The sequence below is a fragment of the Chryseobacterium sp. c4a genome (assembly GCF_009900745.1).
GTDB lineage: Bacteria > Bacteroidota > Bacteroidia > Flavobacteriales > Weeksellaceae > Chryseobacterium.
Window position 1 is genome coordinate 15735 of the sequence record NZ_WXVU01000019.1, and the last position, 13145, is coordinate 28879.

12 protein-coding genes are annotated in these 13145 nt (G+C 33.3%); 9 read left to right on the forward strand and 3 right to left on the reverse strand.

Going from position 1 to position 13145, the window contains the following annotated elements; translation table 11 throughout:
• Positions 1 to 716 precede the first annotated feature (716 nt).
• The 7 genes from GTR01_RS20315 to GTR01_RS20345 all read left to right on the forward strand — a co-directional run bounded on the left by GTR01_RS20315 (position 717) and on the right by GTR01_RS20345 (position 8134).
• Positions 717 to 3710 (forward strand): sensor histidine kinase, encoded by a 2994-nt coding sequence (locus tag GTR01_RS20315; protein WP_160139553.1) that lies wholly within the window; start codon positions 717 to 719, stop codon positions 3708 to 3710.
• Between the two features lie 6 nt (positions 3711 to 3716).
• Positions 3717 to 4328 (forward strand): response regulator transcription factor, encoded by a 612-nt coding sequence (locus GTR01_RS20320; protein WP_160139554.1) that lies wholly within the window; start codon positions 3717 to 3719, stop codon positions 4326 to 4328.
• A gap of 211 nt (positions 4329 to 4539) precedes the next feature.
• Complete coding sequence (locus GTR01_RS20325) at positions 4540 to 5751, forward strand: MFS transporter (protein WP_228452296.1); 1212 nt, start codon at positions 4540 to 4542, stop codon at positions 5749 to 5751.
• A 200-nt stretch (positions 5752 to 5951) separates the two neighbouring features.
• Entirely contained in the window at positions 5952 to 6365 is a 414-nt protein-coding gene (locus GTR01_RS20330) for a hypothetical protein (RefSeq protein ID WP_160139555.1), read from the forward strand.
• 144 nt (positions 6366 to 6509) lie between these two features.
• Positions 6510 to 7241, forward strand: a complete 732-nt coding sequence (locus GTR01_RS20335) for a class I SAM-dependent DNA methyltransferase (RefSeq protein ID WP_160139556.1) — start codon at positions 6510 to 6512, stop codon at positions 7239 to 7241.
• Between the two features lie 100 nt (positions 7242 to 7341).
• A complete protein-coding gene (locus GTR01_RS20340; protein WP_160139557.1) occupies positions 7342 to 7695 on the forward strand; it encodes a DoxX family protein in 354 nt (117 codons plus the stop codon).
• Between the two features lies 1 nt (position 7696).
• Complete coding sequence (locus GTR01_RS20345) at positions 7697 to 8134, forward strand: hypothetical protein (RefSeq protein WP_228452297.1); 438 nt, start codon at positions 7697 to 7699, stop codon at positions 8132 to 8134.
• A 95-nt stretch (positions 8135 to 8229) separates the two neighbouring features.
• Here the strand turns inward: GTR01_RS20345 and GTR01_RS20350 are convergent, their stop codons facing one another.
• The 3 genes from GTR01_RS20350 to GTR01_RS20360 form a co-directional block, all read right to left on the reverse strand.
• Positions 8230 to 8643 carry a hypothetical protein gene (locus GTR01_RS20350; RefSeq protein ID WP_228452298.1) on the reverse strand — a complete coding sequence of 138 codons (414 nt, stop codon included), beginning with the start codon at positions 8641 to 8643 and terminating at the stop codon, positions 8230 to 8232.
• Between the two features lie 765 nt (positions 8644 to 9408).
• A complete protein-coding gene (locus GTR01_RS20355; RefSeq protein WP_160139558.1) occupies positions 9409 to 10857 on the reverse strand; it encodes a tetratricopeptide repeat protein in 1449 nt (482 codons plus the stop codon).
• A 365-nt stretch (positions 10858 to 11222) separates the two neighbouring features.
• Positions 11223 to 11675, reverse strand: a complete 453-nt coding sequence (locus GTR01_RS20360; protein WP_160139559.1) for a hypothetical protein — start codon at positions 11673 to 11675, stop codon at positions 11223 to 11225.
• A 178-nt stretch (positions 11676 to 11853) separates the two neighbouring features.
• Between GTR01_RS20360 and GTR01_RS20365 the strand changes: the two genes are divergently transcribed.
• Entirely contained in the window at positions 11854 to 12453 is a 600-nt protein-coding gene (locus GTR01_RS20365; protein WP_160139560.1) for a Crp/Fnr family transcriptional regulator, read from the forward strand.
• A 66-nt stretch (positions 12454 to 12519) separates the two neighbouring features.
• Positions 12520 to 13140: a hypothetical protein gene (locus GTR01_RS20370; protein ID WP_160139561.1), complete on the forward strand. Its 621-nt coding sequence runs from the start codon at positions 12520 to 12522 to the stop codon at positions 13138 to 13140.
• The last annotated feature ends 5 nt before the right edge of the window (positions 13141 to 13145 follow it).

The following is a 13145-nucleotide window of genomic DNA, read 5'->3' on the forward strand; positions in this document are numbered from 1 at the left end:
ATAAAAAAACAAAAGATCTCCTATCGAGACCTTTTGTTTTGGGATAAAATCGTTTGTGTTTGTAGAATCATTATTGTAGTAAATACTATCTTTTTCATCGTTGTGGGAACTGTTTGCAAAAGTATGAAACCTGCAAAATCCTATCAAAAATAAGATGTAGAAAAAACACCATTTTTTTGTAAAATTTTTACTACAAAACATCATGAACAAATGCCATTCAACATGCATTATACCGAATAAAAAATAACAATATCAAAAAAAAATATATCTCATTGTTTTTCAACATCATTAATCTATAAAAAGCATAAAAATACTTTCAGATGACTTATTCTTTACCCCATTAAAGTTTCACAAAATGAGTGTTGCAGGAATAAATACAGATTTGAATTTTACGCATTACAACCAAATTCGTAAAATAAATTATCACAGCTTGTAGAAATATTACTACAAAAAAGCCGACTAATATCAGTGTCTTTATCAGTAAATACAGACAAAACTCATAATAAAACCCATCAAAACATGCTGATTTATCTGTATAATTTCATTATTTTTACACCATCAAACGAAACTATTTAACGCTTAAAAACACAGACGCAAAAAATTAATGACTAAAATTTATTTCCAATCGTTCCTATCTATTAAAAAAACTTCGACTTGTATAAAAACTATTATTAACCGTTTTTTGCTCTAGGGCAAGAGACACAGATCAGTTTTGCATGAGAGTTTGGGCATTGTTTTTCACTTGCTTATATTTCAACATATACGGACAACGCTATACATCGACTTGGTATAATATTGACAATGGGCTTCCGCAAAGCAGTGCGAAGGCTATTGTCAAGGATAAGTATGGCTTTATCTGGATCTCTACTGAAAACGGTCTGGTACGCTATGATGGAAGTTCTTTCATTACCTTTAATAATTTTAAAATAAACAATCTTCACTTCGGAGAATTCATTGGGGATCAACGTATGGACAGCATTACGGTTCTTAACGATTTTCAGGAGAACAAAATTCTTATTAAAAATAGGTTCCCCCAGCTTACAAAACTTCACAGCAGTGACAAAATAACATACACTACAGGAAAAGAATTTGTGCACAGGGTTGCCAATAATATCTTAGCCTGTAATTTTTACAATGACATCCAATATTATGTAAAACTCAAAAATGCTACATACAGTTTTAATGAAAAGAACGTGATCATCTACAAGGATGAAAAAGGGAATAAAACAAAAATATTTATTCCATTTTCCAACAGAGATCTGAACAATATGTTCGTATTCAATGAGGTTCTTTTCATTAATGATATGAAGAACAGGAAGACTTATGCTATTTCTAATGGAAAGTTGTCTGTTCATCAAGAACCCAGCCTTTTTAATGACCCCGAGACAAGGATTTATTGGCAGCAAATAACCAATCAAACCTTTGTCATCAACAATAATGACATTTACATTGTAGTAGGCAATGAAAACAAACCTGAATTGAAATTCCTTGTGAAATACAATGAAATAGGAAGTCATTCTTATTGTTCCATGTTTTATGGCTGGAAATTCAACAAACTTTATCTCGGAACTTTAAACAATGGACTCAATGTTTTAAAGCTCTCGGACTTTTATGTTGCCAGAAAAAAAGCGGATTTTTCCAATAATGTTTACTATGCCTCACTTCCCTTCAGTAAGAATACAATCATTGCAGAAGACGGTACAGAGTTCGGAAGAGACGGAATTGTAAAAAAGTATCCATTTGGTAATAGTGACAATTACCTTATGATGTATGACAAAACCGGAAATATCCTGATCCGGAAAAGAAACAGCATTATTAAGTTTTATAAGAATTCCAGTTATAGAAAGAAAGATTCAACCTTCATAAAGCCAGGTTTTGAAGCTTTTTTACAAAGTGGAAATCTTTATGGGATGTCTTTTTCAGGGAATTCTAAAAGCCAGCTTCAGATTTTTAAGAATGATGCATTTTCAAAGCCGGATTACACCTATGATTTTGATAGCTTTGTAAATAATTTCTTCCAATACAGTGAAAATGAAATTTTGGTGGGCAACAGTGATGGGTTGTATTCTGTAGTTCTTGGAAGTAAAAAGATGACTCCCATCTACAAAAACATTCATGTTAAAAGTATTATCCGGACAAAGGATAATTTAATCTGGGTGATGACCAATAAAGATGGCTTTTTTCTCCTCAAAAATCGGAAACTGATCAAAATGCCTAATGACAGGAATAACAATCTGATGTCTGCCCATTTTATTCTTGAAGATCGAAAAGGATTTTATTGGATATCTTCCAACAACGGCCTTTTTAAGGTTCCCAAAAAACAACTGTTGCAATATGTACAGGATAGAAAAAGTCCTGTTTATTATTACCGCTTCACCAAAAGAGACGGATTCCTCACCAATGAGTTCAACGGAAGTTCACAGCCCAATGCCTATGCATTGGAGAATGGAGATTTTGTGTTTCCTTCAATGGATGGCTTTGTGTTTTTCAATCCGGATAATGTAAGAACTTTCTATCCGGATAAGAACAAAATGTATATAGAAAGGGTAAGGATTGGAAATTCTGAACCTCAATATTTCCATCATCTTCTTGATCTTCAAAATAATTATAAAACTGCGGAAATCTTTATTGATGTTCCTTATTTTTCCAATCTGGAAAATCTTTATTTAGAGGCTAAAATATCAGGAAAGGAAAACTCTGAATGGGAACCGATTACAACAGGGAAAGAATTAAAATACACCATCAGCAACCTGGCTCCGGGAGATTACACCCTCAGCATTAGAATGTTGGTTTCTCCTGATGGAAAGTTTGAACAAAAATCCATCAAATTCAAGATCCAGCCTCTTTTTTATCAGACCTTACTGTTTCGAGTTTCTGTATCTATCATCATTTTGATTATCATTATTGTGATTGTGCAACTAATGACCAATTTTTTGAGAATAAAGAACAGAGTTCTGAAGCAGATTGTTCACAATAAAAATTCAGAGCTGAAAGAAACTTCACTTAACCTGGAAGTGGTAAAAAGTGATCTACGAAAAGAAACCGAATACCAGAAAAAATTGGTAGAAACCATTAGTCATGATATCACTACTCCTATTAGATTTATTGCTATGCTCTCGCAAAAGCTTCATGAATCTGATGATCTGGAGCTTCAAAAAAAATATTTTGACAGTATTTATAAGTCATCTGAGCAGCTTTATCAGTTCACTCTCAATTTAAAGGAGTATACTGAACTGTATAAAGCTGAGAACATCTTCGAAGAAGAGGAATATCCGATCAACAGGATTCTTGAGATCAAGAAAAAGCTCTTCTGCGAAATTGCCAAAGAAAGAGGGACTACAATCATTAATACAGCAGCAATGAATGTGTCCTCAAAAGTCAATGAAAGTATTTTAACTGCTATTATTCACAATATTCTTGATAATGCCGTAAAAAATACGTTTGATGGGGAAATACACCTTAATGCAATAGAAATTAATCAGAAAATCACAATAATAATCTCTGATACTGGAACGGGAATGCCGGACGAACAGATCAATATGTACATGAATTTATTCAGAAATCCTAAATTGGAAACTCCCAGCTTTAAAGGAAAAGGATTGGGATTACATATGGTTATTCATTTGGTAAAGAAAATCAATGCTGAAATCAGTTTCAGACATAACCAGCCTCAGGGAACCATTGTGGAATTAATGCTCAAAAAAAACTAATTTACTATGAATGAAAGAATCTTAATTGCCGATGATCACTATGTAGTCAGAGCAGGAACCGCTTTAGTCCTTGAATCGGGATTTCCGGAGCTGAAGATAGATTTTGCAGAAAATTATGCACAGGTTAAAAAAATGCTGGAATCTCAGGATTACAGTCTTATTATTTTAGATATCGATATGCCAGGAACTCAGTATAAAAAGATGATTTCCGAGCTTAAAGCTATACAAAACTCCATCAAAATCCTTGTATTTTCAGGGTATGATAAAGATGTAGCAATACAATATATCCGGGAGGGAGCAGAAGGTTATCTGAACAAGCAAAGCAGTGAAGAAGAGATTAAAAATGCCGTTCGAACAGTGATTGAAAAAGGGTACTTCTATCCGGCAGAATTAATCGGGCTTATTATTCAGAATAAAAAAAGTAATCCTGCTGAAAAGTTATCATCTCGGGAGTACGAAATTTTCAAGTTATTAGCAGATGGTAACGGAAATCTTGAAATTGCCAATAAACTCAACATCCAGATGTCGACGGTAAGTACTTACAAAAAAAGGATTTTCCAAAAACTTGATGTGGCTAATATTGCTGAATTGATCAAGGTGTATGAAATGATGCACTGATAGTGAAGTGCCGGAAGCAGGAAAAGAGCCCGAGTTGACTGATTATAAACCCATTACCACCTGTTCAATATAAACATCCATCTCCCCTCTTCCAGCCCCCGTCTTATCATCACTCCTTCCTATTATTATCATTGAGATAATGATTTTTACAATTAAAAAATAATCAGGAAATTTACGGAACCTTATTTTCTATGAAGCCACTGCATTGTAAATGCAAAAAATTTTGAATCCATTGGAGAAAGCAGATCAGGGAAGCATACGTTTCCGATATATAAAACTTTGTATTTTCTTTTCCGGACTTTCGGTATTCGCACAGCTTTACCTTTTTCAGCCCATGCTACCCATGGCTGCTGACCACTTCAAGGTATCTGTGGGAGATACTTCTTTGCTTGTTTCGTCATCTACTATCGGAATGGCCTTGGGATTATTATTTTTTGCCTTTAAAGCAGATAGTTATTCCCGAAAAGGGTTGATGACCTTTTCATTGGTTTCCTCTGCTTTATTGACCATTATTTCAACCTGGATTCCAAGTCTTACCCTTTTGATCACTATCGGAATATTCAAAGGGTTTGTTGTATCTGGTGTCTCAGCGGTTGCTCTTGCCTACCTTACAGAAGAAGTAAGTGCTGCAGTTATAGGATCCGCTATCAGTATGTACCTCAGTGGAAATACTATTGGAGGAATGAGCGGAAGAATATTGGCGACTATTTTAGCTGGTGAATTTGGCTGGCGTAATGCAGTGTTGGTAATCGGAATAGAAAGTCTGATCTTGGGGATTATATTCTGGAAATTATTTCCGAAATCAAAATTTTTTAATCCACAAAAAACAGATTATCATCTGAAAGTAAAACAAATGAAGTTTTTCCTCACCAACCCTTACATGCTCCGTTTATACTTTATAGCAGCGCTTGTGATGGGAGTTTTTGTGAGTGTTTACAATTATCTGACCTTCAGACTGGAGGCTCAGCCATTTTCTTTAAGTCACTTTATCATTGCTTTTATATTTCTGATGTATATTTTCGGGGTTTTCGGAACAATGACTGTTGGCAGACTTACCAAAAAATTTCCTTCCAATACAATTCTAAAAGTATCCATCCTCTGTATGTTAATGGGAGCTTTATTATTATTGTCAGAAAACCTTTATCTTCTCATTTTTGGTCTTGGATTATTTACCTTTTCGTTTTTTGCAGCTCATACAATGACAAGCCAGATGACCGCTCTTTATGCCAGACGTGGTAAATCTTCAGCCACCTCTATTTACTGGCTGTTCTATTACTTTGGATCAAGTATTCTTGGAAGTGGCACAGGATACCTTCTCCACTCCTATTCCTGGAATGCTTTCATTGCTTTTCTTATTATTGCTGTAGTGATTGCTCTTCTTCTAGCAACTGCCAATACCTCTCCCAAAGATAAAAAACATTAATACCACACGGGTACCACATTTTCATTTGAAATGAAAAACAATATGAAGCGGCTATACCCTTTTATTTTAACACTTTCTTAATTTTTTGCCTTAAAAATTTAACCTAATATTCACGGAAACAAAAGCTCACAATACAATGCTAGGCATAATATTTGCTCTTTATATATCACCATATCATCCACTAAAAAATTCAAAATATTATGAACGTAGCAGATCTTAAAATCAAAAACTTGGTTGAGTATAAAAATCAGATTTATACGATTACTGAGATTTTTCAGAATATGGAGCAGGCATATTTTGTTAAAATTGAAAATGATATTCACGGTATTTCAGTTCCGGCAGATGCTATCAAGCCTATTAAAATAACAGAAGAATGGCTTGAAAAGTTTGGATTTTCAAAAACATATAGTTCAGAGCAGAGTATCAGATATGAAAGACCGGAAGCTTTTATAAAATACGACATCGACCTGAGCTCCAGAAAAATACTGGAAGGGTTGAAAATTTATGGTAATGCTATCAAGTGTAAGTATATCCACGAGTTCCAAAACATTTTCTCGTGTTTATTTGGGAAAGAACCTGCATTACATTTTGGTTACCTAAAGACAGAATCATAGTTAAATAGTTCTTAGTTATCGAAAACCACAGTTTAATATTACAAACTGTGGTTTTCTTTTAGAGAAAACAGGCAATAAACATAAGCATTGCTTCAACACTATATTTTATTATATTTTAATAGAATTTATTATCTTTTCAGACATATGGAAGACAGGCTATATCAGGATACGGAACTGGTTCAATTTTATGACTATGATAATCCAGGAACAGAGGATTATAAACGTTACAGCAGATGGATTAAAAAAGCTGAATCTATATTAGATATTGGTTGTGGAACAGGAACTCTAGCTGTTACAATGGTTCAGAAGGGTAAGAAGGTAACAGCTACTGATTTTGCTAAAGAAATGCTTGAGGCAGCCCGAAAAAAATCTGATAAAGTAACCTGGATACAAGCTGATGCCAGATTATTGAATATTCCTGAAAAATTTGACCTTATTATTCTCACTGGACATGCATTTCAGGTATTCCTTACTGATGAAGACAGAGAAAACGTTTTTCAAACCATTAAAAATCATCTGAATGATGAGGGTATATTTGTATTTGATTCCAGGAACCCCTTAGTAAAAGACTGGAAAACATGGACAGAAAAAGAGTCTACCCGCTTCTTTACACATCCACAGCATGGAACTATAAAAGCGTGGAACGCCTGGGAAGGAAATAGTACTACGCTCACATATCATACGTTTTATGAATCTAAAGCTAAAGGAAAACTATGGCAGGCAAACTCTGTTATTTCTTTTCCCACAAAAGAAAATATCTCTTACCTGCTTGAAAAAGTAGGTTTAAAGATCAAAACAGTTTATGGAGACTGGGAATTTAATACCTATCATCCAGATAGTGAGGAAATGATCTTTGTGGGAAGTATATCATCATAACTGAGCCGAAAATTCCGAAAAATTCACCATGCATAAGTCATTCATTTCGTGCATATTTGTATTAACCTATTTCTTGAATTTAATATAAAAAACACTTGATATGATTTTAAAAATTATTAATTCCTTACTTATTCTTACCGCTGTGTTCATGGGTTTTAAGCAGGGAATAGCCATGCTTTCAGGAAAAGCTGAAATGGCCACCATGTTTGGAAAATGGGGATTTGATAAGACCGGACTGATGATTAATGGAGCCGTCACCATCCTTGCCTCCATCCTGATATTATTTCCTAAAACATTTGTATGGGGAAATTTTTTGATGGCCGCAGGTATCTTGTTAATCATCTGTTTTCATCTTTTGGACAAAGATCTTAAAGGAGTACTTATAGAACTTCCTTTTCTTTTTCTTAACCTATTGATTATTTATCTTCAACATCCCTTTAAAAATCAGCTTTGACATGAAACCTTCCTATTTTGCAACATTATTAGCCATCAGTATTTCGTGTACTGCCTGTGGTCAGTATACGGTGAATGAAAAACAAACCTCAAGATTACAACCTTCAAAAAAACAAAAGATTATGGATACATCAAAAATATCAGACCCACAAGTAAAACAGGCTGTTGAAGCACTTCAGACAGGAGATAAAAGCTGGTACAGTTTTTTTACTGAGAATCCTGCCATGACTGATGATGGCAATACAGTTGATTTTAAATCCTTTTTTGCCAATGCTCTTGGTAAAGAAATGTTTCTCAGTATAGATCGGGTGGAAAACGAAGGGAAAAATATCCATGGTAATTTTAAGGCAGGACAATGGGGTACATTTCCGGTATTCTTCAAGTTTCATAAGAATAGTGAAGGAAAGTTTGACCGCCTGGATATCGGACAGGATAAATAAAGATTATCCTTATTAAAATGCACAAGGCTGCCCCACTCTGAGACAGCCTTTTAGCACTATCTAAAAATCGTGCTGATACTAATGAAGATTGTTTTTTAGCTTTTAAAAACTACTTTATTGGCTAGTTTTAAGGTATAAGCATTCTTATTTTTAGTTAAAGAATACTGCCCTTTTTTATACACTACAGCTTTTTTGGATGCTATTTTATCCAGCACTAAGCTTCCCTCGGATGAAGGCAGGAATATTTCTGCTTTTCTCTCATCTTCACTAAGGATTACTGCAGCATTAGATGTATAGGATTTTTTTGAATCTACTTCCTTCAATTGTATTTTTTCTTCAAAAAGTCTTACACAATCATTTTTTATCACTGAGAATGTGTATCCTGCAGATCCTTTACAACCATGTTTATCTTTGTCTGAACCTGCGCCTTTGGGACTAAGTTGTGCTGAAGCTCCTGTAGCAAACATTACAATTGCCATTGCTGTAATAAATTGTTTTACGTTTTTCATATATGCTTAATTTAATCGAATGAATTTACTTATTTTTTCTCACATTTATTTCTGTTGATTATTAAATTTACCTTATAATTTCTCAACATACTTTTATTTCCAATAACTTCATAATAATGAGGGGCTGATCATTGTGTTTTAAGAATCTTTATTATTTTGTAAGGCATCTATTTTTTCGCCCCTCATTTTGTTTTGCAAATTTTAAAAACTTATTAAAAAAAAACACAATAACCCCCTACTACATATATACCACATTTGCTGTTTTTTCCCTAAACAAAGCCATTTATCGATAAATATCTATAAAAAAAGACTAAAATCCGACCAACACAAAATATATGCTATCCATAGGATCTATTTTTTATCAATTGGGTTTTAATAAGAGTCTTGATGCTTTAATTAAAATCAAAGGATCTAAGCTTTGGATTAAAATGAATATCTGAAAAAGGGTTGATTAACTGACCGCCAGCCTTATATCAAAAAAGAAATAATATGAGCCCATAAAAAAAGAGATTACATCAAACAGTATGAGTAATCTCCTAACACTAAGATTTTTGAAATCATATTTAATCACTATGTGAGAAAATATAGTAAATAATGATGATTTGTAGATGCTAAGTAATAAAAAACAGAAAGAAAACAAGAATGTTTGCTAATATTCAGCTACCACACAAATACTACATTATTTTTAGCCATTTGTTTTACAGCTACTTAAAATAAGACTTATTACAGTTTTTGGATAGCCTTTTACTTTCTTTGGTTTGATATTTATAAGGAATCAAAGAAGATAAACAATTCCTGTTCGGTAGGAACATTCAGTTTTTTTCTTAAACGGTGTTTTTTCTGCTGTACAGATTTGTGTTGAATAAATGTATATTCGGCAATTTCCTTAGAGGTAAAGTTAAGTTTTATCATAGCACAAAATGCCATCTCTGAGGCTCCAAGTCTTGGATTTATCTCTAAAAGTCTTGGGCAAAACTCAGGATAGATTTCCTGAAATCTTGTCAAAAATGTAGAATCATTCTTTTTGGCTAATCCCACCAACTCATCAAAGGAATCATTAATCCGGCTTTTAAGGGAAAGTGCTTCACTTTTGAATTCATTTTTCTTTTGCCTTAATGCTCTGTTATGCCTATAAAGTAAAATAAAAACAATCAGGGATAAAATAACAATAATGCCTACATAAATGTAAATTCTCTTATGGAATCCATTAGATTCTTCGTCTTTATCACTCAGCATGTGATCTATCGAAATATTGATCGCTTCATTCTGAATATTTTCCAGCGCTGTTTTTTCTTCCGTATATTTTTGCATCGCCTCTTCTTCCTTCTGAGGTTCATTCAGCATCCTATACGTTTTTGCTATAGATTCATAGATTCCCGGGATATTGTAGAGTCTGTTGGTCTTGCTATAGTTATCTAGCCCTTTATTGTAATACTCTAAAGCAGTCTTATAATCTTTTTCTGCAAAATAATAATCTCCATACGTCAAATACACAAAACCACTCTGAACATTCACTTTACCTGTATTGTTAATTTTTTCAGAAGCTTTCTGCAGATAAATCAGGGTAGAGTCTTTTCTTTTGGTATAAATCAAATGATGTTTAGCCAAAAGGGTATTGAGCAGAACCCCCTGCCCATCAATTCTTTTTCCTTTCTGTAAATAAATATAAGCTGAATCTGCTTTATTGGCTTTATATAAGAAATCTGCTCTGTTGGCATAAAGCCTATACAAATAAAACTGTCTTTTCTCCTGATCTGAAATATTTTTAAGATAATATAGTCCTTTCGAGTTCAGATCCAAGGCACTTTTATAAAGACCAATTACTCCATTGAGCTGACCATGTTCCTGATAGAGCCTTGCTTTTAAAACAGGACTATTGACTTTCTTAAGTTCTTTCTCAGCCAGGGAAAGATAAGAGAGTCCTCTTTTATAATTTCCGATGGTTGCCGAAATGTTAGAGATATTAATATAGCAAAGGATAATCCCTTCCTTGTAATTTTTTTCTTCTGCCAGATTCAGATAGTCTTTATTAAGGCGAACAAGATTTTCATAATCCCCCTGAATACGGAGTGATTCTGTTTTTTTTAGCAGAACACTATCGAACTTTTGGCGTGAAAAACCTCCCTGGCCATAAGCTGATCCAGCATAGAAAAGTAGAAATAAAAAAAGAAGATTATATGAATAAAATATTCGGTTTAATTGAGAAGGGAACATGTTTTTAGTTATTTAAAGATAATAATTGTTAGATTTTAAATCATTTGTATGTGTAACATAAATGTTTGATTACTAATAAATTTAGTTCATTTAAGTTTTTTGTATTGCATTACAAATAGTATTCCAAAAACAAAGGTTTCTTTTTAATGAGAAAAATAATATCTGAAGACTCAAAAGATAATATTAATTTATTTTTCTTTTCATTTTTTTACAAAAAAAGAAGTTATCCCAATCCTGAGATAACTTCAAATATTGTGCTGGCGGGTAAAAAAATAAAACTCAATAATAAAAACAGGAAAAATATAATCTTACCTATATCGCTTATTAGTTCCATATTTACCTTTTAATTATGGTAAGTTAAAATATTATCCATTCTGTTCATCAATCTGGGTAAACCATTCTTCATATACCTCTTGTGCTGTTTGGGTTGTATGTCCTGTAAAAGTTTTATGATAGCTAAAATCACTATTGAATTTATCTGTCTTTGGATGATAGGATAACTTCAGCATTACAGGCACTTCCCTCCCTCCATTTTTGAAAAGTTCTTCGATATTTTTCAAAAGCTGATTTCCTGTATTTAGCATTTCAAATGCTTTTTCATTGCTAATGTCATACTGCATATCAGATACTTCATTCACTTTATGAGATTTCACCAAATATCCATTGATTTCATAAAAGACTTTATAGAAATAACCTGATTCTATCAATCCAATGATATAGACAGTATCTACTTCTTCTGAATTATTATTAACAAATTCAAAACCTGTTTCCACCAGTTCTGCGAGATATTTTTGAAATTCATTATCAAAATGTGCCATATACCGATAATTTACAATTACATCAGTTAAGATAGTAAAATTTGAGCATCCAATCTTTACGATATTTGAAAATATACCATTACCATCTATCAGCCTTGATTAATGCCATACTATTTACGTAAATTTGACCATTACCTGCCTGTTCCTATGTCAACGGGCAATGCCACAACTTCATTTTATGGATACAGATATTATTATTTCGCAACTCACACAACATTTTAAGGAAATTGTTCCTTTAAAAGAAAATGAGATTGATCTTGTGATTCAAAAACTGGAATTTATTCAGCTAAAAAAGAAAGATTATTTGCTTCGGGAAGGGCAAATTTCAAGACATATGCGATTTATTGCTCAGGGAAGTTTATATGCTTATCATATAGATGAAAAAGGGAAGGAAAATATTACTCAATTCGGTATTGAAAACTGGTGGATCAATGATCTTTACAGCTATCTAAGTGAGCAGCCTTCAAGAATGTTTATTCAGGCTAATGATGAAGCCACCATTGTACAGATCAGTAAAACGAACTTAGAATTATTATATAAAGAAGTTCCTGCAATCTCCGAATTCTGGCGCTTGAAAATACAATCAGCCTATGTTACTTTACAGGAAAGAACGTTTGAACACTCAAGAGTGGATGCCTATACCAAATACAGAAATTTTGTAACTGCTTATCGCAATATCGAACAGCGTTTTCCCCAATACATGATTGCCTCCTATCTTGGAATCACAGTGGAATATCTGAGCTATTTAAGAAAAAAACACCTGTCTGACGTTTCTTAAGATATCTTAAGTTTATTCCGTTCCCGCCTGAATAATTTTGCTCTCAGAAATTTTAATGAGAGAAATATGAAGGCAAAACTCATCGCTATAACAGCTCTTGCATCGGCTTCGTTGAATCTGAATGCACAAAAGCTTACCTATACTCCGGATCTTGTTTTAGGACACCGTTCCTATACTTATATGCACAATGTCAATTATTATTTTAATGATAGACTAAAGCTCAACAATCTTACTTTATTTGATACAGAATATACCAAAGACAAGGAAAATATATTCTTTATTAGAAATACACTTGCCTATAATTTTACCAAAAGATTCAGTGTAAATGCGGCATTGGGTATAAAAAATCCAGGAGCATTCTTCAGTGCTTATGTACAATACCGCATCGCACACCCTACTTACTCCCTTTCCTACTCTATTGGGACAACTTACCAAAAAGGATTTTCTCTGGAACAGTCTGTATCATTTGAATACACTCCTTATCTGAAGGAAAACCTACAGGGTTATTTCAGTGTACTGGCCATTGGTAATCTGGACGATAGCGGCTATCCCAGAGGGTTACAGTTTATTCGATTAGGGATAAAACAGGACAAAATAATGTATGGAGTGGCTTCTAATTTCGATCAATTCAACAACGTAAAAAAGACCCTTGAAAATGTCGGGGCATTTGTAAAATATAACTTTTAAATAAT